Genomic DNA, 23233 nt, shown 5'->3' with positions numbered 1-23233 from the left:
CGCCGTTCGAGCGCCGCGGCCGGGCTGTAGGCCGTGTAGTCCACGGTCCATGCGCCTTCGCGCCGCGCCTTCGCGCCGCGCCTTCGCGCCGCGCGGCGCGGCGCGGCGAGGCGGGCCGAAGCCGAGCGGGTGCGGCGGCTCGCCTCCGCGCCGCCGGGCATCGAGACTCGCGCGAGTCTGGGGCCGGGCCGAAGCCGAGCGGGTGCGGCGACTCGCCTCCGCGCCGCCGCCGGGCACCGGGGCCGGGCCGATAACACAAGGTAATCAGGTAAGAGTATTTACAAAATGCTAAGTCTTGTTTACTAATGGGTATGGACACTCGTCCATGCATCTATCGCCCGCGCCCTACGGGAAGGTAGCTCCCCCATGCCCAGAAAACGTCTCCTCGCGCTCGTCGCGACGGCGGGCCTGGCAATCGCCGGCGCCGCGGCGGCGATCCTGCCGACGGTCTCCGCCGACGCGGCCGTCGCCTGCGTGCCCGCCTACGTCTCCAGCCAGGTGTACACCGGCGGCCAGCAGGCCTCGTACAACGGGCACAACTGGACCGCCAAGTGGTGGACGCAGTACGAGACCCCGAGCACCGGCGGCTCCGGCGTCTGGGCCGACAACGGCAGCTGCGGTGGCGGCACCGGCGGCGGTGGCGGCGGCGGCGGGACCACGTGCAACTACCCGAACTGGGTCGCCGGGCAGTACTACGCGGTCGGCGCGATCGTGCGGTACACCAACGGCCTGTACTACCAGGCGACGCACGAGAACCCCGGCTACGACCCGACGATCAGCACCTGGTTCTGGTCGCCCTACGGCTGCGACGGCGGTGGCGGCGGAGGCGGTGGCGGCGGCACCACGACCGGCTTCGTGGTGAGCGAGGCCCAGTTCAACCAGATGTTCCCGAGCCGCAACGGGTTCTACACGTACGCCGGGCTGGTCGACGCGATGAAGAAGTACCCGGCCTTCGCCACCACCGGCAGCGACACGGTCAAGAAGCAGGAGGCCGCGGCGTTCCTGGCCAACGTCAGTCACGAGACCGGTGGGCTCGTCTACATCGACGAGATCAACACCGCGAACTGGCCGCACTACTGCGACACCAGCCAGCCCTACGGCTGCCCGGCCGGCCAGTCCGCCTACCACGGCCGCGGCCCGATCCAGCTGAGCTGGAACTTCAACTACAAGGCGGCCGGCGACGCGCTCGGCGTCGACCTGCTCAACAACCCGAACCTGGTCGCCACGAACTCGTCGATCTCGTGGCAGACCGGCTTGTGGTACTGGATGACCGGCACCGGCAACGCCGGCACCACGTCGCACAACGCGATGGTGAACGGGCAGGGCTTCGGCACCACGATCCGGGCCATCAACAGCATCGAGTGCAACGGCGGCAACCCCGCCCAGGTGCAGAGCCGGGTGAATCTCTACAACCAGTTCGTCGGCATCCTCGGTGTCCCCGCGGGCGGCAACCTCAGCTGCTGACCCGCACGTCGCTCGCCTGACGGGACCGGCCGCGCATCCAGCGCGGCCGGTCCCGTGCCGTCTGCGGGCTCAACCACGCCGAGAGACGTTTGCCGTGGCCGGCGCGGCGGGTTCACGAGGGCGGCCGGAGCCCGGCGAGGGCCCCCATGGGCCCCGTTCCGGCCTGGCTGGAACGCCGTTCCAGGCGCCGTGATGAGCAAGATCACGTCATGGGACACGCGCTGGTGGGGCACCATGATCAAAACGGCGCCCCCAGGAAGTACACGATGAAATTCCGGCAGATCGTCGACGGCATCGCGACCACCCTCACCGCCGCCGGCTTCGAGGAGGTCCGGCCGCATCCCTCGTATGCGGCGGCGACCCACGTGGTGTTCGTGCGCGCGGAGGCGGACGAGCTGCTGTCGGTCGCGTTCGAGCCGATGCGCAACCCGCCCGGCCGCCACGACTTCACGGTCCGCCTGCGCGCCGCGACCGCGAACTGGCTCCGCTTCGCGGCCCTCGAGCGCCCCGACGCCCCGGCCGAGGCGCACGCGAACCTCTGGGAGCACGCGGTCGGCGTCCTGCCCGGCTTCGAGGGCATCGGCCACGAGATCTGGGCCGTGGTCGAGGGCGACGATGTCGTACCGCTGCAGACGGCGCTGTCCCGTGAGCTCGCCACGCGGGCGCTGCCCGGCATGCGGGCCGAGCTTCGCCACCTGCACGCCATCGAGGACGCCGTCCGGCGCGGCGACGACGTGACCGCCCAGCGGCTCGTGAACGCCCCGCGCAGCCGCAACCTGTGGCACGGCGCCGGGCCGGAGATCCGCGGCTTCATCGCCTGGCTCCGGCAGGGCCGGTAAACGCCCACTGGGGCATTGTCGTCGATTGGCGACATGGCAATCTGCGCTATTCAATCCGCGATGCGGCGAATCGCATTTCGGCATTGCGTCAGCGGGCCGAACCCGGGCGTGGGCGCTTTGGCGCGACCTGATGAAACGGACAATACGCAGGCCGGGAAGCGGCGACCTCGCCGTTCACCTCGAAACATGAGAACTTTTGACATTCTTAACAGAAGTTCGCGTGCTCGAAGAGAAACTTTTGTCGGTGGGCCTCTATCTTTCGATAAACCCGGCGGATAGGGTCGCGGCTATGCGTTGATCGAGTCAGCGCCCGCCGGTCCCACAGCATCCCGGCGAGCGCTGGGCGCAGCTCGGTGCGACGACACCCGCATGAGTCACGCCAGGACTCTGGCCGTACGCCTTCCCTCCAGGCGTACACCACCCACACCCGAGCCGACCCCTGGTCGGACGTGCCCGCCTAGCCGCCACCCCCGGCTCGGCGCGACCCGGCACGCCCGGCACACGCACGGAGGAGGTTTCATGTTCAACGCACCAGGCCGGCGCCGCGCCGCGTTCGGCGGCCTGCTGGCCCTCACCGCTGGACTGCTGACGGCGGCACCGCCCGCGCCGGCGCTCGCCGCGCCCGCCGCCGACAGCAACGGCAGTCAATTCAAGGTGCTCGCCTTCACCAAGGCCACCGGTGCGCCCAGCCCGGCGACCGCGGCCGGCGTCGAGGCGCTCAAGCAGCTGGGCAACCAGCTGCGGTTCACGGTCGTGAGCACCGACGACGCCGGCAAGTTCGACCGCGCACACCTGCAGCAGTACCGCGTCGTGGTGTTCCTCAACACCGAGGGCGACGTGCTCAACGCGGACCAGCGGAGCGCGTTCGAGGAGTACTACCGCGCCGGCGGCGGCTTCGTCGGCGTGCACTCGGCGATCGAGACCCAGAAGGACTGGTCGTTCCTCACCGACGTCCTCGGCACCCGCGCGTCCGGCTCGTCCGCCGTCACGCAGGCCAGGATCAAGGTCGCCGACCGGGTCCACCCCGCCTCGAAAGACCTGCCGCTGTCGTGGAACCGCACCGACCAGTGGTACAACTTCACCTCCAACGTGCGCGGCTTCTCGCACGTGCTCGCGACCGTCGACGAGACCACCTACGCCGGCGGCTCGATGGGCAACGACCACCCGATCACCTGGTGCAAGGACTACCAGGGCGGGCGCTCCTTCTACACCGGCCTGGGCGCCACCGCCGCCAGCTTCTCCACGGCGGACCTGCGGGCGCACCTCGGCGGCGCGATCCAGTGGGCCGCCGGCCGCACCGACGGCGACTGCGGCGCGACCGTGCTGGCCAACTACCAGATGGACACGATCGCGGCCCCGCCGAACATCGGCGAGCCCATCGGCTTCGACGTGATGCCCGACGGCCGGGTCCTGCAGACCGACCGCCGCGGCATCCTGCGGCTGCACGACCCCGCGGCCAACACCAGCCACGTGCTGGCCGAGATCCCGGTCTACACGGCGAGCGAGGACGGCCTCTACGGCCCGGCCATCGACAACGACTTCGCCACCAACCACTGGGTGTACCTGTACTACTCGCCGCAGACCCAGGACGCGCCGTTCCCGGCGACGACGCCCACCGCGAACTCCCCGACGACCGGCGCCGACCCGAGCGTGTGGGATCCCTGGAAGGGCTACTTCCAGCTGTCGCGGTTCAAGTTCGTCGACGGGCCCAGCCCGAAGATCGACCTCGGCACCGAGCAGAAGATCCTGAAGGTGCCGGTCGACCGGGGCGCCTGCTGCCACGTCGCCGGTGACATCACCTTCGACTCGAACAACAACCTGTGGATGGTGACCGGCGACGACACCCCGGCGGGTGGCGGCAACTCCGGCGGCTTCGCCCCGTTCAACGACCAGATGACGACGAGCGGGCAGTACAACGCGCCCTACGTCGACGCCCGGCGCTCGGCGCTGAACACCAACGACCTGCGCGGCAAGATCCTGCGCATCAAGGTCCAGGACGACGGCTCGTACACGATCCCGTCGGGCAACCTGTTCACCGGCCAGGAAGAGGGCGGCGGCAAGACCCGGCCCGAGATCTACGCGATGGGCTTCCGCAACCCGTTCCGCATCACCGTGGACAACGCCGGCGTCGCCTACGTCACCGACTACTCGCCGGACTCCTCGACGCCGCAGGTGTTCCGCGGGCCGGCCGGCACCGGCCGGATGGAGATCGTGCGCCGCCCGGCCAACTACGGCTGGCCGCTGTGCTACTCGCCGAACCTGCCGTACTACCGGTGGAACTTCAACACCTCGACGCCGCTGGACCAACCCGCGCAGGCGTTCGAGTGCAACAACCCGGACCACGGGCCGGCCAACACCTCCCGCTGGAACACCGGTCTGACCTACGCGCCGCCGGTCGCGCAGCCTGACATGTGGTACTCCTTCCAGGACAACAACGCGGCCAACCCGCTCGGCACGCCCTGCGCGGCCTACTACATGCAGAGCCCGCCCGGCAAGTGCCCGCAGCTCTTCCCCGAGCTCGGCACCGGGGGCGTCGGGCCGCACGGCGCGGCCAAGTACGACTACGACCCCAAGAACCCCAACCCGACGAAGTTCCCGGCGTACTACGACCAGTCCATCTTCTTCGGCGAGTTCACCCGCGACTACCTGCGGGAGATCCGGCTGGACGGCAGCGGTCAGGTCTTCAAGATCAATGACCTGCTCAGCTGCGGCGGCGGACCCCAGACGCCGGCCCGTCCGTTCCTGTGCGACAACCCCATGGACATGAAGTGGGGCAAGGACGGCAGCTTCTACCTGCTGAACTACGGCGACGGCTTCTTCACGGCCAACCCCGACGCGCTGCTGGTGAAGTTCAGCTACGTGAAGGGCACCCGGCCGCCGGTGGCGAAGCTCGCCGCGACCCCGACCGACGGCATCGCCCCGCTGACCGTCGCGTTCTCCAGCGCCGGCTCGAACGACCCGGACCCGGGTGACTCCATCAAGTTCGCCTGGGACTTCGACGGCAACGGCACGGTCGACTCGACCGATCCGAACCCGACGTTCACGTACACCACGAACGGCGTCTACACCGCCCGGCTCACGGTCACCGACTCCAGCGGCAAGTCGGCGTCGGCGAACACGACCATCACCGTCGGCAACACCTCACCGACGGTGCGGGTCAACGTGCCGGTCGAGGGCGGGATGTTCGCCTTCGGCGACACGATCCCGTTCAACGTGACGGTCAGCGACCCGCAGGACGGGGCGATCGACTGCTCCCGCGTCCAGGTGACGTTCGTGCTCGGCCACGACAGCCACGGCCACGCCGAATCCACCGCGACCGGCTGCTCCGGAACGCTGCCCACCCTCGAGGAGGACGCCTCCCACGGCGGCAACGTCTTCGGCGTCATCAGCGCCTCCTACACCGACAAGGGCGGACCCGGCGGCGTGCCGGCGCTGACGACGGTCGCGCAGACGACCATCCGGCAGAAGAAGCAGGAAGTCGAGTGGGCCATCGACCAGTCCGGCACGGCCACCGCGGCGACCACGGATGTCGGCGGCGGGCTGCAGCGCAACGGCATCGGCAGCGGCGACTGGATCGCGCTGAACGGCACGATCAACCTGCAGAACATCAACTCGATGACGCTGCGCACGTCGGGTGGCAGCGGCGCGGCGGGCACCGGGTCCGTCGAGGTCCACATGGACGCGGTCGACGGGCCGGTGCTGACCACGGTCACGGTCGCGCCCACCGCGAACGCGACCACCTACGCCAGCCAGACCTTCCCGATCACCGATCCGGGCGGCGCACACCGGCTCTACCTGGTGTTCCGGCCGGTCGCGGGTGGGCCGACGAACAACTTCTTCAACCTCAACTGGGTCGAGTTCGGCGGCCGGGGCGTGAGCGCGCCCTAGCACCACACCGGGGCGGGGTCCGTCACCCCGCCGGGCCCCGCCCCGGTCTGAACCACACGCACATCAACAGAGGAGCAACCGTGTCCAAACACCTCAGCCGCCGCCGGTTCATCGCCGGCGCAGGTCTCACGGCGGCCGCCGCGTTCACTCCGCTCGGCCCGGCCTCCGTGTTCTCGCCGACGTCGGCGAGCGCCGCCAACGGCCGCCTCATCCCGGACGGCAAGCTCGGCACGATCACCTACACCCAGCGCGACGTGCCGACCCGCATCGGCATCGCCGCGAGCCGCGCGCTCGGCGTCTCCCCGACGATGGGCTACCTGGGCGGCCCGGACTTCCCGAACGACCCGAGCGACCTCGGCCCGCTGGTGCCGCTGCCGGGCGGCTGGCTGGAGCTGTTCGAGTTCCTGGCCAAGTGCGGCTACAAGCAGATCGAGTTCGCCGGCTACGGCCAGCACGCCTCCAACCCGGGCGGGGCCGCGCCCAACCCGGCGCCGGGCAACGTGACCACCGCGGAGTCGCGCGCGGCCTACCTGGCCTACGCCCGCACCCTGCGCGGCTTCCTGGACGCGTTCGGCCTGCGGGCCATCGGCAACCACGGGTACGTTCCGAACACCTGGAACGGCCCGGGCAGCGCCGGTGGCAAGATGGCCACCGCGGACTACGACCGGCTGCAGACCGAGCTGGAGTTCGCGTCGATCCTCGGCATGCCGTTCATGGGCACGGGCAGCGACCCGACGAGCGCGAACAACCGCAACATCGAGCCGTGGACCCTCGCGGGCGAGAAGTGGCAGGCGATCAACGAGATCGCCGTCGGGCAGTGGGGCATCCACATGTACACCCACAACCACTCGCCGGCGTACAACTTCCTGCAGGACGGCCCGATGGTGACCGTCACGCAGGACCGCATCACCGGTGCGCCGATCGCGCCGACCCAGGTCCGCGGCGAGTCCGGCAAGCGGCTCATGCAGCACTACCTCGACATCACCGACCCCAGCCTCGTCGTCATCGAGATGGACGTCTACTGGGCGCACGTGGCGCAGCACCAGCACCGCTGGCGCTACGACTGGAACGGCAACCGCGTCGAGGACATCTTCGACCCGACCGCCCAGGTCGCCAAGCAGACCCAGCGGTACGCGCTGTTCCACGCCAAGGACGGCGACGCCACCGGCCAGCCCGACGGCGTGGGCGACGGCTACAGCTGGATCCCGTTCGGTGACCCCCGCAGCGACATCAACTACAAGGGCTTCTACCGCGGCATCGGGGCCAAGGGGTACCACAACTCCAACTACGAGCAGGACAACGCCCCCGGCGGCAACGCCGACCCGGGCCAGTCCCTGCGCTTCTCCAAGATCAGCGCCGCGGGCATGGCCGGCCTGCGCGGCTGATCGAAGCCGCGAGCACGGCCAGTGACGCGACGGTCCGGGGGCGGCGCCCCGGACCGTCGCCTCGCCTGGTGCCGCCCTCTTCGGCCCGCGGCACTAGGCGATGCCCCGCGCGGCGATCAGACTCGCGAAGCGCGGGCTGAGAGCCGCGGCGCGGTGGCGCGGTGCACGAACGCGGGCGGCAGGTTGCGCCACACCACCCGGCTCGTTGCCGTGCGGCCGAACCGCTGCCGCAGCTCGCTCGCGAACCGGCGGCCGGGCGGCGTCCAGGCGGCGTGGGCGTACGCGAACGTGGTGAACGCGCCGGTCGGCGCCAGCACCGCGGTGACCGCGTCGAGGATCCGCCGCCGGACCGGCTCGGCCATGACGGTCCACGGCAGCCCCGAGACGACCACGTCCACCGGCCCCGGCACCAGGCGCGCCACGTCGGCGGCGGAGCCGTGCACGACCTCGACCGGCCCGCCGCGGTAGCGGTCGGCGAGGCGCCCGGCGAGATGGCCGTTGAGCTCGATGGCGACGATCCGGGTGCCCGGCGCCACGCGGTCGAGGATCGCGTCGGTGAACACGCCGGTCCCGGGCCCCAGCTCCACGACGGTCCGGGCCCGCCGCAGGCCGATGCCGTCGGTCATCTGGCGGGCGAGCGCGGGCGAGCTGGCGGCGACCGCCCCGGTCAGCATCGGGTGCCGGAGGAACTCGGTGAGGATGGACATGCCCCGGGACGCTAGGGGCCATGATCGTCGCTGGTCGTCCGGCCGCCGGGCGGTCGTGGTCCTGCCGTGGGAGGACCCGTTTCGCCGGTCGGGAGGACGATCGGCCAGGCCCCGGCCGGTACGGTGGGGCGGTGTTCGCAGCGCCGTGGCGTCCGCGCGCGTGGGCCGGGTTCGCCACCGTTGCGCCGGCCGTGCTCCTCGCGGTGCCCGTGATCGTGGATCCGCCGACATCCCGGCCGTTCTGGGCGGCCCTCGTCCTGGCGGGGCTGCTCCTGCCGCTGCTGTGGCGCCGCCGCCGGCCCTTGGCGATGGCCGCGATCGCGCTCGGCGCCGCCTGGCTCGGGCTGCTCACCCACGCCTGGGCGGAGCGCCTGCCGGCCGCTCACCTGTCGTTGCACCTGCTGCTCTACACGCTGGTCGTGCGCGGCCGTCGCCGGGCGGCGCGGGTCGCCGGGGCCGCCGTCGCCGCCTTCTTCGGCGTCTGGTCCCTCACCGCCGGGGCCGGCCCGGACGCGGCCTGGGGCGTGCTCACCTACGGCCTGTCGATCGTCACGGTCTGGCTGCTCGCCGAGTGGGTGCACGCCCGGCGCGCCTACGTGGAGTCGATCGAGCGGCGGGCCGAGCTGGCCGACTCCGAACGCCGGGCGCTGGCGCGGGCCGCGGCCGCCGAGGAGCGGACCCGGATCGCGCGGGAGCTGCACGACGTGCTCGCGCACAGCGTGAGCGTCATGGTCGTCAACGCCGAGGGCGCGCGGCTGATGCGGCACGCCGACCCGGCCGTGGTGGACCGGACGCTCGAGTTCGTGAGCACCACCGGGCGGGAGGCGCTGGTCGAGCTGCGCCGTCTGCTGGCCGTGCTGGAGGCCGGCGGGCAGGTGGCCGCGCCGCAGCCGGCCCTGACCGACCTGCACCGGCTGACCGAGGGGCTGCCCGGCGCCACCCTGCGCGTCACCGGCAGCGGCGCCGGCGTGCCGGCCGGGGCCGCGGTGCAGACGTACCGGATCGTCCAGGAGGCGCTGACCAACGCGGTCAAGCACGCCGGTGCCGGGGCCTGCCCCGAGGTCGCCGTCGAGGTGGTCGTCGACCTCGGCGACCCCGGACCGCACCGGGCGATCCGCATCGAGGTGCGCGACGACGGGGTCGCGGCGCCCGGATCCGCGCCCCGGCTGCCGTCGTCCGGGCGCGGCATCGCGGGGATGCGCGAGCGCGTGGCGATGTTCGACGGCACGCTGGACGCGGCCCCGCGACCGGAGGGCGGCTACCGGGTGGTCGCCCTGTTGCCCCTCGGCACCCCCGTCACAGCGATTCCACAGGGGCCCGGCGACAGTATGGGCTGATGGACGACCGGTCGCCGTCGCGCGTGCTGATCTGCGACGACCAGGAGATGATGCGGGTGGGGCTCCGCATGGTGGTGCAGAGCCAGCAGGACCTGACCGTCGTGGGCGAGGCCGGCGACGGGCACGAGGCGATCGCCGCCGCCGTCGAGCACCGGCCGGATGTGGTGCTGCTGGACGTACGGATGCCGGGTCTGGACGGCGTGACCGCGGCGGGCCGGATCCGCGCCGCGCTGCCCGCCACCCGCATCCTGATGGTCACGACCTTCGACCTCGACGAGTACGCCTTCGCGGCGCTGCGGGCCGGTGCCGACGGCTTCCTCGTGAAGGACGCGCCCGCCGCCGAGATGCTCGTGGCGATCCGGGGCGTGCTGCGCGGCGACCCGATGGTCTCGCCGTCGGTCACCCGGCGGCTGCTGGACCGCTACGTGACAGCGGGCCCCGGCCCGCTGCCCGACCCCCGCCTGGAGCGCCTGACCGACCGGGAGCGGGAGGTGCTGGGCCTGGTCGCCCGGGGGCTGAGCAATGCCGAGATCGCCGACCGGCTCCACCTCGGGGAGACCACGGTGAAGACCCACGTGAGCCGGGTCCTCGGCAAGCTCGGGGCGCGTGACCGCATCGGCGCGGTCGTCCTGGCGTACGAGAGCGGACTGAGCCGGCCCGGCTCCGCTCGTCCTTGACAGCCTCCATATAGTAGTTGCGGATTGCAATCACTACGGGGAAGAGGGGCTGATGGGCCGCTTCGTGTACTGGATGAACGTGTCCCTCGACCTGCGGATCGAGCAGGTGCCGGGGGACAACGGCGCGGGCGAGTGGCTGCGCATCACCGAGGCGCTGCACCGCGACTTCAACGCCCGGGGGCGGGGGCTCGCGGCGATGGTCCAGGGACGGGTCATCTACGAGACGATGGAGGAGTACTGGCCGCGGGCGCGCGAGGACGCGTCGCTGCCGGACTTCCTGCGTGAGTACGGCGAGATCTGGACCGAGGCGCCCAAGGTGCTCGTCTCCCACACCCGCCGCAGCGCCGGTCACAACACCCGGATCGTCGGCGGGGACGACGCGATCGAGCAGCTGGCCGCTCTGCGCGCCGAGACCGCCGGCACCATCGGCGTGGGCGGCGCGACGCTCGCCACCCAGCTGCTGCGGGCCGGACTGCTCGACGAGCTGGTGCTGTACACCCACCCCTCGATCCTCGGCTTCGGCCGCCCGCTGTTCGACGACTACGACCTGCCGATCGACCTCGACCTGCTGGAGCAGCGCTCGTTCGAGCAGGGCGTCACGATGCACCGCTACGCGATCCGCAACGAGCCGTAGCCCTTGTCACCGCCCCATACAGTCGGCTCATGAGCGAAGGGCCCCGGTGACCTCGACCATGGTGCTGAACCTCGCCACGCTGGCGATCTCCCTCACGGCGCTCGTCATCTCGATGCTGCTGACCCTCCGGCAATTGCGCGTGGCCAGCGGCGGCAACCACCTGCCGGTGGTCCTCAACGCCTTCCGGGAGACGCGAGACGCGGCCTGGTTCGAGGCGGAGGAATACGTGCTGACGGACCTGGCCGGGGAGCACGCGTACCGCGGCGGCTTGCGAGGCCTGCCGGAGCCGGCCCGCACCCACGCGAACACCATCGGCCTGTTCTACGACGACCTGGGCAAGCTCGTCGCGCACGGCATGATCGAGCAGAGCCTGGTCATCGGCGCCTACGGGACGAACATCGTGCGGCTGTGGGACGCCCTGGCACCCTACGTCTACGCCGAGCGCCGCAACCACGGACTGCACTTCTGGATCTACTTCGAGGACCTCGCGGCGCGGACGGCCGCCCGGCACCCCGAGACCGTCTACGCCGCGCTGGGCCTGCGTTCGCGGCCGCCGCACCCGGAGCCGGACACCCTCGCACCGGCCGGCTGACCCGCCGGACGCCCTCGCGCCGGACGCCCTCGCGCCGGCCGGCTGACCCGCCGACGGCAGGAGCGCCGGCGAGGTCTGGTGCGTCAGCGCCATTGGCAACGCGAATGGCTGCGACTGTTCCGATCCACGCACGCCCACCCACTTGACCGTCCACGAGCGACAGACGGCGGACGGTCGGGCCGCTGGCGGTCGACCCACCACGGTTTTCCGGCGATCAGGGCTCAGACGGCGGTCCGGTCGTCGCCGCGCGGTCCTCGACGCGGCGGCCCCAGGAGCTGTCGCACGGGTTCGCTCCGGCGCGCCGGGGGCGAACCAGGTGCCGGCGGCTGCCTGCCGCATCGGCCCGCGCGCCCTCGATCCGTTCCCGCGGACATCCGCGGCTGCGGCGGGTCGGGTGGTGGCGATCCGGACCGGCCTGTCGTTCGGACGCCGTGCGAGGTCAAGCGGGCTCGCGGATTTCCATCTCGGCCACCAGTCCGTCGTCGAAGCGGTAGACGTGCGTGACGGTGTGCTCGGAGAGCAGCGCTCCGGTCTTGTCGCGGACGACCTGATGGACCGTGACGGCGACGCGTCCGTCGGCCTCGGTGGTGAACGCGGTGGGCACGACCGTCGGCTCCAGCTGCTCCCATTGCCGGCGCCAGTAACGGGCCACCTCGTCGTGGCCGTGCACGACGCCTCCCTCCCAGCCGTTGGGCCACGACACGTCCGGCGTCATGGCGGCCAGCAAGGTCGGGATCTCCCGTGCGTTGAACGCCGAGTAGAGCCTGGCGAGCAACGCCTGCGAAGGCGGCGTCATGGGGCCAGTGTGGTGCATGACGGACGTCCGGGCCGCCCGGTTCGCGGTCGGCGGAAAGGGCCCGGCCCGGTGCACTTCCGCGGGAAGCGGCGCATGACGCGCCCGCGCGGGGCCCCGCCCACCGCCCGGGGCCGGCTCGTCTCCTTGACAAAAAAATTCGTCGGTGACAGATTGGGGGCATGCAGGACGTTGCCGTGATCGAGGACGCCGCCGCCGCGGAGGTCTCGCTCGATCCGATCCGGGCTCGGATGCTCGCGGAGCTCGCCGAGCCGCACACCGCGACCACGCTCGCGGCCCGGCTGGGCCTCGCGCGGCAGAAGGTCAACTACCACGTGCGGACGCTGGAGCAGCACGGTCTCGTGGAGTTGGTCGAGGAGCGGCGCAAGGGCAACATGACCGAGCGTGTCGTGCGGGCGTCGGCCGCGGCCTACGTCATCTCGCCGGCCGCGCTCGCGGCGGTCGCGCCCGATCCGGCGCGCTCGCCCGACCGGCTGTCGGCCCGCTGGCTGCTCGCGCTCGCGGCCCGGCTGGTCCGGGAGACCGGCGCGCTCATCACCGGCGCGGCGCGGGCCGGCAAGCCGCTGGCCACGTTCGGGCTCGACGCCGAGGTGCGCTTCGCCAGGCCGGCCGACCGGGCCGCGTTCATCAACGAACTCACCGACGCCGTTATCAAGATCACCAGCAAGTACCACAGCGAAGCCGGCCGGCCGCACCGCGTCGTGGTCGCGGTGCACCCGAGCATCACCGAAGACGCCGACCCACCAGCAGAGGAGCAGCAGCGATGACCCATCCGTTCGAGGTCCGCGAGGAGTTCACCGTCGACGCCACACCCGAGCAGGTGTGGGCGGCGATCACGTCGGGGCCCGGGGTGGACTCCTGGTTCATGGGCCGCTCCGAGATCGACGGCGACGCGCGCACCGCCACGTTCGAGATGTTCGGCAACACCGCGAAGTCGCAGATCACCGAGTGGGAGCCCGGCAAGCGGTACTCCACGCGCGAGGAGCCCGGCCCGGACGGCACCTTCATGGCCTTCGAGTGGCTCATCGAGGCGCGCGACGGGGGCGGCTCGGTGATCCGGGCCGTGCACAGCGGCCTGCTCGGCGACGACTGGGAGGCGGAGTACAACGCGCTGAAGATCGGCGACCACGCGTACATGACGAAGCTCGCCGTCTATCTCGAGCACTTCGCGCCGCGCACGGCGACCAGCTCGATGTTCCTGCCGGGGCCGGTGCGCGAGGACGTCTGGGCGCAGCTGACGGCCGCGGTCGGAGCCGGACCCGACGCGGCCGACGGCCAGCCGGCCCGGCTGTCCGTGCCCGGGATCGAGCCGGTCGACGGCACCGTCGAGAACGTCGTCGCGCAGAAGTTCGTGGGCATGCGCACCGCCGACGCGACCTACATGCTGATCCACGGGTACAACGACACGGTCGTCGCGACCGCGCACTTCTACGACGAGCGGGACCGCTCGGCCGAGATCGAGGCCTGGCAGTCCTGGCTGGAGACGGTCGGGTAGCCGTCGTCGCACCCGGTGGTGCGCTCGGCCGGGTTGGCGCCCGTCACTGCGCGTTCGCGGGGGCGCCGAGCCAGGCGGAGCGCACGGCGTCGTCCAGGGTGTGCCGGGCCCGCCAGCCGAGCTCGGCCTCGATGCGGCGCACGTCGGCGACGACCGCGGCCGGGTCGCCGGGGCGGGGTGGGCCGGCGAGCCACGGTACCGATGCGGCGGTCATGCGTTCGGCCGCGTGGATCACGTCGAGGACCGAGTGCCCGGTGCCGGTGCCGGCGTTGTAGACGCGGGCGCGGCGGGCGGTGGTGACGGCGGCCGCGGCGGCCAGGTGCGCGGCGGCGATGTCGGCGACGTGCACGTAGTCGCGGATGGCGGTGCCGTCCGGGGTCGGCAGGTCGGTGCCGGTGACGGTGAGCGGCTCGCCGGTGCGGGCGGCGTGCAGGACGCGGGGGAGCAGGTTCGTGGTGCCGTGGTCGGTGAGGTGGGGGGCGGCGGCGCCGATGGCGTTGAAGTAGCGCAGGGCGATCCAGGAGATGCCGGGGGCGTTGGCGACGGCGTGTTCGGCGTCGAGTTTGCTCTGGCCGTACGGGTTGAGGGGGCGGGCCGGGGCGTCCTCGGCGACGCTGTGTGAGCCGGGCATTCCGTAGACGGCGGCCGAGGACGAGAAGACCAGCCGGGCCACGCCGGCCTCGGCCATGGCGTCGAGGACATTCTCGACGACCGTGACGTTCTGCCGGTGGTACCACTGCGGCTTGTGCAATGACTCGGGCACCGACTTGCTGCCGGCCAGGTGCATGACCCCCGACACCCCGTGCCGGTGCAGCACGTCGCGGACCGTCGCCGGGTCGCCGGCGTCGCCGGGCTGGAACGGCACGCCGGCGGGGACGCGGCGGGCGTCTCCGGTGGACAGATCGTCGAGGATCACGACCGGCTCGCCGGCGGCGAGCAGCGCGGCGGTGACATGCGCGCCGATGTACCCGGCCCCTCCGGTGACGAGCCAGGTCATCGCGTCGCCGCCGTGTGCTCGGCGAGCGGGCCGACGCTCAGGCCCCGCTCGCGGGCCCAGGCGAGCAGCTCGGGGAGCGCGGCGGCGGTGCGCCGCCAGGAGCCGGGGGCGGAGGTGACATCGGTGTCGTGCAGCAGCAGCGTGCCGCCGCCCGACAGCCGCCGGGTGACCGTCCGCACGATCGAGTCCGGGGTGGCGCGCGCCTCCCAGTCGCGGCCCCACGCGGTCCACAGCACCGGGGTCAGCCGCTGGCGGCGGCAGGCGCGCAGGGCGGCGAGCGTGAACACGCCGTACGGCGGGCGATACCAGCGCGGCGCCCGGCCGGTGACGCTCGCGATGAGCATCCGGGCGCGGGTGATGTCGAGCTCGGTCGCGGCGGGGCCGCGCCGCAGCAGCAGCCGGTGGTGCCAGCCGTGGACGGCGACCTCGTGGCCGGCGTCGACGAGCTCGCGGCCGAGTTGCGGGTCCTCGGCGAGCATCGAGCCGAGCAGGAAGAACGTCGCCCGCACGTCGTGCTCGCGCAGGATGCGCAGGATGTGGGGGGTGGAGCGGCGGTCGGGGCCGTCGTCGAAGGTGAGCGCGACGTGGCCGGGCCGGCCGACACCGGCGAGGTGCGGCATGTAGGCGCGGCGCAGCGGCGTGATCGCGGTCAGCGGCGGGGCGAGTGTGGCCGCCAACTCCACTGTGGACGGAATCATGCGGTCAGCTCCGCGATGACGTCCTCGGCCTGGGTCGGGGCCGGGGCGAAGCGCGGCGGGCCGCTCAGGGCGCGGTGCAGCCCGGCGGCGAGCCCGGCGCGGTCGCGGATCCACGGCACCCAGCCGATGCGGTCGAGGACCTCGGCGTTGGTGCGGCCGTGGCCGGGGATGCAGCGGTAGGTGAGTACCGGCAGGCCGGCGGTGAGCGCCTCGAGGGAGGAGAGGCCGCCGGCGTTCTGGACCACGACGTGGCAGGTGCGCATGAGCGCGGGCATGTCGTCGACCCAGCCGAGCGCGATCGCGTCGCCGCGGCGCTGGATGCGCCCGCGGAGCCGTTCGTTGCGGCCGCACACGACGACCGGGACGGCCGCGCCGGTGGCGGCGATGTCGGCGGCGGCGCGTTCGATCTCGCCGACGCCCCAGGCCCCGGCGACGATGAGGGCGCGCGGCCGGCCGTCCGGCCGGGGTGCGGGGGAGAAGCCGGGGCCGACGGCCGGGGCGGTGACGCGGACGTCCGCGGCGCCGAGCTCCTTCGCGTGGCGGGCCACGTCGTCGTGGAGTCCGATGTGGACGTCGACGCCGGGGTGAATCCACAGTGGATGGACCGAGAGGTCGGTGAGGTACGTGCAGACGGGGGCGGCGATGCGGTCCTGCGCGCGCAGGCGGCCGAGGGCCTGGCTGGCGAGCGGATAGGTGGACACGACGGCGGAGGCATCGCCGATCGCCTCCAGCAGCGCCCGGTCGGCCAGGGCCGTCATGCGGGCAGCGGCCGCGGAGCCGGCGCCGGCCGCGGAGAGCAGCCAGCCCCAGGTGCGCGGGGCGGTGGTGAGCTGCCGGTGGTACCCCTCGCGCAGCAGCCGGCCGAGGTGCCCCGGCACCAGGTCGACGAAGTCGTGGCGCCGGACGTCGAAGGCTCGTGACGTCAGGCGCCGGGTCAGCTCCGCGGCCACGCCGTCGTGGCCGGACCCGAAGCTTGCGGACACCACCGCGATGGGCTGATTCATGCGGCGAATGGTAGGGAAGGCGCTGCTGAAAGCAGCCTGAATACGTTTCCGGCGTGTCCGATTCATACCTTTCGCGAAGTGTCCGACAAGATGTAGGTATGCGAATGACCACATTGCTGCTCGCCGCCGCGCTGCCCGTGCTCGCCGCTCCGGTGGCCCTGGCCTCCCCGGTGCCGCGGCCGGATCACGTCGTCGTGGTGGTGATGGAGAACAAGCGGTACGACGCCGTCATCGGCCAGCCGCGGACGCCCTACATCTCCTCGCTGGCCCGGCGGGGCGCCAACTTCACCAACGCCTACGGCGAGACCCACCCGAGCCAGCCGAACTACCTCGCGCTGTTCTCCGGCTCGACCCAGGGCGTGACCGACAACACGTGCATCCGCCGCACCTTCGACGCCCCGAACCTCGGCCGCCAGCTGCTCGATGCGGGCCTGACCTTCACCGGCTACGCCGAGGCGCTGCCGTTCGCCGGGTACACGGGCTGCTCCAGCGGCACCTACGTGCGCCGCCACAACCCCTGGGTGGACTTCGCCAATGTGCCGTCCGGGCTCAACCGGCCGCTGACCGATCTGCCGTCGAGCTGGGACCGGCTGCCGACGGTCGCCTTCATCTCGCCGGACCTGTGCCACGACATGCACGACTGCCCGAAGGGCGACGCCGACGCCTGGCTGCGGCGCGCGCTCGGCTCGTACGCGGACTGGGCCGAGACGCACAACAGCCTGCTGATCCTCACGTTCGACGAGGACAACCGCACGGACGGCAACCACATCCCGACCGTGGTGCTCGGTGCCGGCGTGCGGCCGGGGGACCGGACCGAGCGGATCGACCACTACGCGATCCTGCGCACCATCGAGGACCTGTACGGCCTCCCACCGCTCGGTGCGGCCGCGCGGGCGACGCCACTCAAGGTTCTTTCAGGAATGGCTGGGTAATGTTCCATAGAACATGAACTACAACGTGTCGGAGGATGGTTTCCGCCGTGTATTTCGCCGGACCGCTCGTCGTCGCGACCCTGATGGCGTTCCTGAGCAGGACCGGGCGCCGCGACCGGCTGCCGGCCGTCGGATTCGGTCTGCTCGGTGCCATCCCGGCGTCGGCGGCGGCCTGGGCCGCGGCCCGCGGACGGCCGGAGCTGTTCGAGGCGATCGCGTCGCTCGCGGCCGTCGCGGGCATCGCCGTGCTGATCCTGTGGATGCGCCGGACCGTGCGGACGTTGCGCGCGGAGCCCACCGGCCGGCTCGAGGACGCGCTCGGCGTCAGCGGCTGGGCGGTGGCCGCGATCGCCTTCCTCGTGGCGCTCAGCACGGGTGCGAGCGTGACGTCCGTCGTCGGCGCGGCCACCGCGGCCGGACTCGGCTGGGCCGCCTCGACCGCCACCGCCGAGACCGATCCCCTCCGCTTCCTGGCCTGGACCGGCGCGCTGCTCATCCCGGTGGCGGCGGGCCTGCTGACCCACGGCGTGCACGGGCTGCAGCACGCGGGCGCGCTGCCCGGCGCCGACCGCGTCGCGTTCGACCTCGGCGCCGACCCGGCCTCGTGGTACGCGACCCTCCTGATCGGCACCGTCGGCCTGGCCACACGCTCGACCGTGCTCGAGGCCGGCGCCTGGCTCGCGTTCGCGATGGTCATGACGGCGGTGTACTTCCGGCCCGCGCACGGCGCCCCCCGGCCGCGCGCGCACGGCGTCGTCGTGCTCGCCGCGGTCGCGGTGCTCGCCTCGGCCTGCGGTACGGCGGCGCCGGCGGCCGACGCCGGGGTCGTCGCCGTCACGGCCACCGGCACCGCATGCCGGCGCAGCGCCGAGCACGCCACCGCCGGGCCGAGGGCCTTCGACGTGCGCAACCAGGGCGCCGAGGTCACCGAGATCTACGTGTACGCGGCCCTCGTCAATGCGCTCGCCGAACCCGTCAGCGCCGTTCCTGCTGCCGTCGCCCACCGATAACAGATTGGTCCCCTCGTGCATCTTCTGGATCCGCAGTACCTCATCTCGACGTTCGGCCTGATCGGCATCCTCGCGATCGTCTTCGCCGAGTCCGGCCTGCTGATCGGGTTCTTCCTGCCCGGCGACTCGCTGCTGTTCACCACCGGACTGCTGGTCGCCTCCGGCACGTACCTGCAGCAGCCGCTGTGGCTCGTGTGCCTGCTCGTGTCGGTCGCGGCGATCGCCGGCGATCAGGTGGGCTACATCTTCGGCCGCCGCGTCGGCCCGGCCCTGTTCCGCCGCCCGGACGCGCGGCTGTTCAAGCAGTCCCACCTGACCAAGGCGCAGGAGTTCTTCGACAAGTACGGGGCCCGCTCGATCGTCCTCGCGCGCTTCGTGCCGATCGTGCGCACGTTCACCCCGATCGTCGCGGGCGCGAGCCACATGCACTACCGCACGTTCGTGCTGTACAACGTGATCGGCGGCGTTCTGTGGTCCTGCGGGGTGACGATCCTCGGCTACTTCCTGGGCCAGATCGGCTTCGTGCGCGACAACATCGAGCTCATCCTCATCGGCATCGTGGTGCTGTCGGTGGTACCGATCGCGATCGAGCTCCTGCGCGCCCGCGCTCGCTCCCGAGCCCAGTAGCCGCCTGCTGCCGGCCGCGGCAACGCCGTCTCGTCACCGGAGCCGCGGCCACGGACCGCCGTGAGTCGGGCCGAGTCCTCGCCGGGCTCGGCCAGGTTGCGCGAGCGTCGCCGCCGGTCGGCTGACCTCAGCGGGCCGTGGCCCCGCAGATCCTGGCCGGCCTGCGGGGCCACGGAGCACGACCGTGGCGAGCGGTGCGCCGCTGCGCCTGCTCTGGCCGGCACGGCGGCACTCTGGCGCTCGGCGCGGTCGAAACTGCTACACGCCACACCTGAATGTGCGCTGAATATGGTCCTACATGCTGTAGGTGGTGCAGTTGCGCAGAATCGTCTAAGGTAACGCTGACCTAAGTAGGGCCCGGCTGACCTGCGGAGCACGGCATGACCGCCATCTACCTGATCGGCCTGCGCGAGGGCCTCGAGATCACCCTCGTGGTCTCGATCCTGGTCGCATTCCTGGTGAAGAGCGGCCGGCGGCACCTGCTGCGCTGGGCGTGGGCCGGCGTGTCCACCGCGGCGCTGCTCGCAATTCTGGTGGCCGCGCTCCTGCAGGCCGGCACGGCGTACCTGTCCGGCCCGAACCGGGAACTGGTCGACGGGATCGCCTCGCTGATCGCCGTCGTCTTCGTGACCTTCATGATCTTCTGGATGCGGCGGATGGCCCGGCAGCTGGCGAAGGAGTTGCGCGGCAAGCTCGAGGACGCGATCCAGGTCGGGCCGTTCGCGGTGGCCGGCATGGCCTTTCTGGCCGTGGCCCGCGAGGGCCTGGAGACGGCGATCCTGTTCTTCGCCGCGGCTCAGGGTGCCGACACCTGGCAGCCGGTCGTGGGCATCTCGCTCGGCGTGGCCACCTCGGTCGTGCTGGGCTGGCTGCTGTACGCCAGCGCGCTGCGGATCAACCTGACGAAGTTCTTCACCTGGACCGGTGCGCTGCTGGTGCTGGTGGCCGCCGGGATCTTCAAGTACGGGGTGCACGACCTGCAGGAGGCCGACGTCCTGCCGGGCCGGACCGACTACGCGTTCGATCTGACCGGCGTGCTGCCGCCGACCTCGTGGTACGCGGAGCTGCTGCGCGGCTTGTTCAACTTCACGCCCCAGCCGTCGGTGCTGGAGACCGTCGTCTGGATCGCGTACGGGGTGCCGGTCCTGGTCCTCTTCCTGCTGCCGTTGGTGCGCCGGCCGGCGCCGGTCAATGCCTGATGGGCCCGCAAGGAGTTTCGTGGCGTTGTGCGCTGCTCGCTCAGCCGGTGCGCCGGGCCACGTAGACGACGTTCACGGCCCACGCCGCGCTCCCCGGTATCCGGCAGGCCAGGCCGTCCACGGCGCGGGCGGCCCGGCGCAGCAGCGGCCGCTCGTACCAGCCCGGCGTCAGCATCGAGAAGCCGCGCCGCGCCACCACCTCGAAGCCGTGCCGGCGCAGCAGCCGTACCACCTGGGCGTGGGACAACTCCGCGAACCAGCGGCGGCCGGCGTGCCGGTTCGCCCGCAGGTGCCGCAGCGACCGGCTGTTGCCGTGGTTCTCGACGACGAGCAGCCCGGTCTCGGCGGTGGGCAGCGCCTTCGCCGCGAACGCGAGGGCCCGCGCCCGCACGTCGTCGTCGACGTTGAGCAACAGCCGGAACATCGTGACCACGGCCGGGCCGTCGGTCGCCACCGGTTCGGGAACCGGTCCGCCGGCCGCGACGGTGTGCAACCGCGCCTCGGTGCCCAGCTCGGCCGCCTTGGCCAGCATGTCCGGTGACGTGTCATAGCCGTGCGCACGCCAGACCAGGCCGTCGAGGTTGCGGATGGCCCGGCCGGTGCCGCACGCGAAGTCGTGCAGCGTCGGACGCAGATCCGGGAAGGCGCGCCGGATCAGGCCGCGCAGGTAGGCCCGCTGGCGCCGGTTGATGTGCCAGGCATAGCTGCCCGGTGCGTATGTGACGTGTGCATACTTGTCGATCGCACCGGCATTCTGGAACGCATTCGCGTAGTTGTCGTCCACCGTTTCACCCAACGGCTGGACCGGTATCGCGGTGCGGCTGGTCACGCTATTGATGACGGGCCGCGGCCAGGACTCACCCTCCTTCAGCGGGCCCGGCGGCCGGGTCGGTCCACAATGGACTTCGCCCGGCCGCCGTTGCACACGATCAGGCCGGTAGCGGCAGGAGGTGCCGTGACGGACGGGTCCGCCACCCAGCTCAGTGCGGGTGGCGGACCGGGCTGGTCGAGGACCGCGAGTCCGCGCAGCGCGCCGGTGCCGCGGCCCTGCGGCCCGTCGACGTCGAACGGCGATCTCGCGCTTTCGCCGCGGCAACCCCGTCCGGCCGGGCGGCCAGCACGTCCGCGCCGTTGGTCAGCTGCGCCCGGCCGGTGTTCATCGTCGTGCTCCCTGACGGCGCCCGGTCCGCCGTCAGACTCCGTCGAACTTGTTCAGCGTCTTCATGAGCGTGCCGACGGCGGACGCGCAGTCGGCCTGAGCGGGGCTCGCCGCGCGCAGCGCCGTGAGCACGTCGTCGATCTGGCCGTCGAGCTGGTGCCACTTGGTGGCGTCGCGCGGCTTGAGTCCGGCCTCGGCGTCGTCCCAGGCCACCTCGAGGTCCTTGACCCGGGTCTTGGCCCCGGCGAGGTCGTGCTGGGCGACCTTCGCCTGGACGTCGGAGACGATCACCGCGAACCTGCTGAGGTTGCCCAGCTTGGTCGTCGGGTGTACCGCCTGCGCCTCGGCCGAGCCGCCCGACGCACTCACCGTGACCGTGTCCTGGGCCGCGTCGGCCTGGGGGTCCGTGGTCTGCGGCGATCCCTGCGCCAGGCTGAGCCCGAAACCGGCGACGACGACGGCCAGGGCCGCGGCACCGGCCCACGCGTAGTCCCGGCCGCGTCCGCCGTTCGGGCCCGCGCCCTTGTCGACGACGCCGTGCCGGCTCACCAGCACCTGCTCGCGCACGACGAGCACGACGATGGCGGCCAGGAAGAGCAGGCTGGTGGCGCTGGCGCCCAGGGCCAGCCCGCCGAGGTCCTTGTCCTGGGTGAGCAGATCGCCGAGCGAGGCGCCGAGCGGGCGGGTGAGCACGTAGGCGATCCAGAACGTCAGCACCTGGCCGGCGCCGAGGCGCGACGCGATCCACGTGGCCAGAATCAGACCGCCGAAGACGAGTGCGCCGTTGCGGAAGCCGAGGTTGAGGGCCTCGGTGGCGAAGTCGCCGGCGGCGGTGCCGAGGGCGAACGTGGTCAGGATCGCGGCCCAGTAGAAGGCCTCGCGGCGCGGCGTGTTGATGGAGGCGATCGCGAGGGTGCGCTCCTGCCGGTACCACATCGTGAAGACCGCGGCGAGAACGACCGCGAAGACCGCGGTGCTGACGGCGAGCGGCACGCCCAGGGTGTCGGTGAAGAAGTCGGTGATCTGGGTGCCGACGATGCTCACCAGCACCACGCACAGCCAGTAGATCCACGGGGTGTAGGCGCGGGTCCGGAACTGCACGATCAGCGCGGCCACGAGGAAGACGAACATGATCCCGTCGGTCACGGCGGGACCGAGGCCGACGTTGACGCTGAGGTAGTCCGCGAGCGTCTCGCCGATCGTCGTGGACAGCACCTTGATGACCCAGAACGTGGCGGTGATCGCGGGCACCTTGGTCAGCCACCCGCGCGAACTCACCGGCCTGCTGGCGGTAATGGACACAGCTCTCCCTCACGACTGCGCTACGGACGTAGTTTCCCCATAAATCGGTGCAAATGTAGAGCTTCCGTCCTGAACGCCCGCTGAAAGCTCAGCGCCGGGCGACGGCACCTGATCACGACGTCGAACGCATGCGCGCCAGACTGTCGGTCGGAAACTGAAAGCGCGCTGAGGCGCCGGGGGCCGGGCCGGCTACGCCGGGGCCGAGAAGTCTTCCGCCGCGATCTGGTCGCGGCGCGAGACGGTCAGATATCCCACCAGGACGACCACGGCGAGCAGGCACGCGACGCTCGGGCGGTACTGCAGCAGCATCGCCACGGCGAGGACGACGAACATCGCGATCGTCGTGCCACCCAGGCCCAGGTTGAAGTTCAGCAGATCGGCGGCGGTCTCGCCGACGGTGGTGGCGAGCACCTTGATGATCCAGAAGTAGACGGTGACTTCCGGAACCTTGCTCACTATACGGACAAATTCGG

General features: G+C 71.9%; 22 protein-coding genes. 14 read left to right on the top strand and 8 right to left on the bottom strand.

The features are described 5' to 3' along the window. The first annotated feature begins 366 nt into the window (after positions 1-366). From ACQP1P_RS28455 to ACQP1P_RS28440, 4 genes are all read left to right on the top strand, one after another. Positions 367-1464: a glycoside hydrolase family 19 protein gene (locus ACQP1P_RS28455; RefSeq protein ID WP_433075029.1), complete on the top strand. Its 1098-nt coding sequence runs from the start codon at positions 367-369 to the stop codon at positions 1462-1464. 266 nt (positions 1465-1730) lie between these two features. Then, positions 1731-2303, top strand: coding sequence for a hypothetical protein (locus ACQP1P_RS28450; protein WP_433075026.1), 573 nt, complete (start codon positions 1731-1733; stop codon positions 2301-2303). Between the two features lie 519 nt (positions 2304-2822). Further along, on the top strand, positions 2823-6191 hold the full coding sequence (locus ACQP1P_RS28445; protein ID WP_433075023.1) for a ThuA domain-containing protein: 3369 nt from the start codon (positions 2823-2825) through the stop codon (positions 6189-6191). Positions 6192-6271: 80 nt separating this feature from the next. Beyond that, entirely contained in the window at positions 6272-7576 is a 1305-nt protein-coding gene (locus tag ACQP1P_RS28440) for a sugar phosphate isomerase/epimerase family protein (RefSeq protein ID WP_433075020.1), read from the top strand. A gap of 116 nt (positions 7577-7692) precedes the next feature. On the opposite strand, the gene ACQP1P_RS28435 is transcribed toward ACQP1P_RS28440, so the two are convergent. After that, positions 7693-8283, bottom strand: a complete 591-nt coding sequence (locus ACQP1P_RS28435; RefSeq protein ID WP_433075017.1) for a class I SAM-dependent methyltransferase — start codon at positions 8281-8283, stop codon at positions 7693-7695. Between the two features lie 131 nt (positions 8284-8414). Here ACQP1P_RS28435 and ACQP1P_RS28430 point away from each other — a divergent pair, with 131 nt between their 5' ends. The 4 genes from ACQP1P_RS28430 to ACQP1P_RS28415 are packed head-to-tail and all read left to right on the top strand — an operon-like array spanning position 8415 to position 11523. After that, complete coding sequence (locus ACQP1P_RS28430; protein ID WP_433075014.1) at positions 8415-9620, top strand: sensor histidine kinase; 1206 nt, start codon at positions 8415-8417, stop codon at positions 9618-9620. Next, entirely contained in the window at positions 9620-10297 is a 678-nt protein-coding gene (locus ACQP1P_RS28425; protein WP_433075011.1) for a response regulator, read from the top strand. Before ACQP1P_RS28430 ends, ACQP1P_RS28425 begins: the two co-directional genes overlap by 1 nt. A 52-nt stretch (positions 10298-10349) precedes the next feature. Then, the gene (locus ACQP1P_RS28420) at positions 10350-10931 is read left to right on the top strand and encodes a dihydrofolate reductase family protein (RefSeq protein ID WP_433075009.1); all 582 of its coding nucleotides are present in this window, start codon (positions 10350-10352) and stop codon (positions 10929-10931) included. Between the two features lie 46 nt (positions 10932-10977). Next, positions 10978-11523, top strand: a complete 546-nt coding sequence (locus ACQP1P_RS28415) for a DUF4760 domain-containing protein (protein WP_433075006.1) — start codon at positions 10978-10980, stop codon at positions 11521-11523. A gap of 439 nt (positions 11524-11962) precedes the next feature. On the opposite strand, the gene ACQP1P_RS28410 is transcribed toward ACQP1P_RS28415, so the two are convergent. Then, a complete protein-coding gene (locus ACQP1P_RS28410) occupies positions 11963-12319 on the bottom strand; it encodes a nuclear transport factor 2 family protein (RefSeq protein ID WP_433075003.1) in 357 nt (118 codons plus the stop codon). Positions 12320-12498: 179 nt separating this feature from the next. Between ACQP1P_RS28410 and ACQP1P_RS28405 the strand changes: the two genes are divergently transcribed. Together ACQP1P_RS28405 and ACQP1P_RS28400 are read left to right on the top strand one after the other, a co-directional pair. Further along, positions 12499-13104, top strand: a complete 606-nt coding sequence (locus tag ACQP1P_RS28405; protein ID WP_433075000.1) for an ArsR/SmtB family transcription factor — start codon at positions 12499-12501, stop codon at positions 13102-13104. Further along, positions 13101-13832 carry an SRPBCC family protein gene (locus ACQP1P_RS28400; protein WP_433074997.1) on the top strand — a complete coding sequence of 244 codons (732 nt, stop codon included), beginning with the start codon at positions 13101-13103 and terminating at the stop codon, positions 13830-13832. Before ACQP1P_RS28405 ends, ACQP1P_RS28400 begins: the two co-directional genes overlap by 4 nt. Before the next feature lie 43 nt (positions 13833-13875). Here the strand turns inward: ACQP1P_RS28400 and galE are convergent, their stop codons facing one another. The 3 genes from galE to ACQP1P_RS28385 are packed head-to-tail and all read right to left on the bottom strand — an operon-like array spanning position 13876 to position 16531. After that, positions 13876-14829 (bottom strand): UDP-glucose 4-epimerase GalE, encoded by a 954-nt coding sequence (gene galE, locus ACQP1P_RS28395; protein ID WP_433074994.1) that lies wholly within the window; start codon positions 14827-14829, stop codon positions 13876-13878. Further along, positions 14826-15527: a polysaccharide deacetylase family protein gene (locus tag ACQP1P_RS28390; protein ID WP_433074991.1), complete on the bottom strand. Its 702-nt coding sequence runs from the start codon at positions 15525-15527 to the stop codon at positions 14826-14828. The genes galE and ACQP1P_RS28390 overlap by 4 nt, the downstream gene beginning before the upstream one ends. After that, on the bottom strand, positions 15524-16531 hold the full coding sequence (locus ACQP1P_RS28385) for an MGDG synthase family glycosyltransferase (protein WP_433074989.1): 1008 nt from the start codon (positions 16529-16531) through the stop codon (positions 15524-15526). The genes ACQP1P_RS28390 and ACQP1P_RS28385 overlap by 4 nt, the downstream gene beginning before the upstream one ends. A gap of 104 nt (positions 16532-16635) precedes the next feature. Between ACQP1P_RS28385 and ACQP1P_RS28380 the strand changes: the two genes are divergently transcribed. The 4 genes from ACQP1P_RS28380 (at position 16636) to efeU (ending at position 20299) form a co-directional block, all read left to right on the top strand. Continuing rightward, a complete protein-coding gene (locus ACQP1P_RS28380) occupies positions 16636-17463 on the top strand; it encodes an alkaline phosphatase family protein (RefSeq protein WP_433074986.1) in 828 nt (275 codons plus the stop codon). A gap of 35 nt (positions 17464-17498) precedes the next feature. Further along, positions 17499-18473, top strand: coding sequence for an FTR1 family protein (locus ACQP1P_RS28375; protein WP_433074983.1), 975 nt, complete (start codon positions 17499-17501; stop codon positions 18471-18473). A 15-nt stretch (positions 18474-18488) separates the two neighbouring features. Beyond that, positions 18489-19100, top strand: coding sequence for a DedA family protein (locus ACQP1P_RS28370; protein WP_433074981.1), 612 nt, complete (start codon positions 18489-18491; stop codon positions 19098-19100). A gap of 380 nt (positions 19101-19480) precedes the next feature. Further along, positions 19481-20299 (top strand): iron uptake transporter permease EfeU, encoded by an 819-nt coding sequence (gene efeU, locus ACQP1P_RS28365; protein WP_433074978.1) that lies wholly within the window; start codon positions 19481-19483, stop codon positions 20297-20299. A gap of 40 nt (positions 20300-20339) precedes the next feature. Here efeU and ACQP1P_RS28360 read toward each other — a convergent pair whose 3' ends face one another. The 3 genes from ACQP1P_RS28360 to ACQP1P_RS28350 all read right to left on the bottom strand — a co-directional run bounded on the left by ACQP1P_RS28360 (position 20340) and on the right by ACQP1P_RS28350 (position 23216). Next, positions 20340-21083 (bottom strand): methyltransferase domain-containing protein, encoded by a 744-nt coding sequence (locus ACQP1P_RS28360; RefSeq protein WP_433074975.1) that lies wholly within the window; start codon positions 21081-21083, stop codon positions 20340-20342. Between the two features lie 408 nt (positions 21084-21491). Next, positions 21492-22736, bottom strand: a complete 1245-nt coding sequence (locus ACQP1P_RS28355) for a COG4705 family protein (protein WP_433074972.1) — start codon at positions 22734-22736, stop codon at positions 21492-21494. Between the two features lie 213 nt (positions 22737-22949). Continuing rightward, positions 22950-23216, bottom strand: coding sequence for a hypothetical protein (locus tag ACQP1P_RS28350; RefSeq protein ID WP_433074969.1), 267 nt, complete (start codon positions 23214-23216; stop codon positions 22950-22952). Between the last annotated feature and the right edge of the window lie 17 nt (positions 23217-23233).

Origin of the sequence: Dactylosporangium sp. CA-052675, from assembly GCF_050947935.1 — a bacterium.
Classification (GTDB): Bacteria; Actinomycetota; Actinomycetes; order Mycobacteriales; family Micromonosporaceae; genus Dactylosporangium.
The sequence above is the reverse complement of the archived record's forward strand: the minus strand, read 5'-3'. Positions and strand labels throughout refer to the sequence as shown.

Coding starts and splice junctions, on each gene's coding strand:
- ACQP1P_RS28380 (WP_433074986.1), top strand. CDS start 16,636: ATGACCACATTGCTGCTCGCCGCCGCGCTGCCCGTGCTCGCCGCTCCG.
- ACQP1P_RS28390 (WP_433074991.1), bottom strand. CDS start 15,527: ATGATTCCGTCCACAGTGGAGTTGGCGGCCACACTCGCCCCGCCGCTG.
- ACQP1P_RS28375 (WP_433074983.1), top strand. CDS start 17,499: ATGGTTTCCGCCGTGTATTTCGCCGGACCGCTCGTCGTCGCGACCCTG.
- ACQP1P_RS28400 (WP_433074997.1), top strand. CDS start 13,101: ATGACCCATCCGTTCGAGGTCCGCGAGGAGTTCACCGTCGACGCCACA.
- ACQP1P_RS28445 (WP_433075023.1), top strand. CDS start 2,823: ATGTTCAACGCACCAGGCCGGCGCCGCGCCGCGTTCGGCGGCCTGCTG.
- efeU (WP_433074978.1), top strand. CDS start 19,481: ATGACCGCCATCTACCTGATCGGCCTGCGCGAGGGCCTCGAGATCACC.
- ACQP1P_RS28385 (WP_433074989.1), bottom strand. CDS start 16,531: ATGAATCAGCCCATCGCGGTGGTGTCCGCAAGCTTCGGGTCCGGCCAC.
- ACQP1P_RS28450 (WP_433075026.1), top strand. CDS start 1,731: ATGAAATTCCGGCAGATCGTCGACGGCATCGCGACCACCCTCACCGCC.
- ACQP1P_RS28420 (WP_433075009.1), top strand. CDS start 10,350: ATGGGCCGCTTCGTGTACTGGATGAACGTGTCCCTCGACCTGCGGATC.
- ACQP1P_RS28405 (WP_433075000.1), top strand. CDS start 12,499: ATGCAGGACGTTGCCGTGATCGAGGACGCCGCCGCCGCGGAGGTCTCG.
- ACQP1P_RS28455 (WP_433075029.1), top strand. CDS start 367: ATGCCCAGAAAACGTCTCCTCGCGCTCGTCGCGACGGCGGGCCTGGCA.
- ACQP1P_RS28435 (WP_433075017.1), bottom strand. CDS start 8,283: ATGTCCATCCTCACCGAGTTCCTCCGGCACCCGATGCTGACCGGGGCG.
- ACQP1P_RS28425 (WP_433075011.1), top strand. CDS start 9,620: ATGGACGACCGGTCGCCGTCGCGCGTGCTGATCTGCGACGACCAGGAG.
- galE (WP_433074994.1), bottom strand. CDS start 14,829: ATGACCTGGCTCGTCACCGGAGGGGCCGGGTACATCGGCGCGCATGTC.
- ACQP1P_RS28410 (WP_433075003.1), bottom strand. CDS start 12,319: ATGACGCCGCCTTCGCAGGCGTTGCTCGCCAGGCTCTACTCGGCGTTC.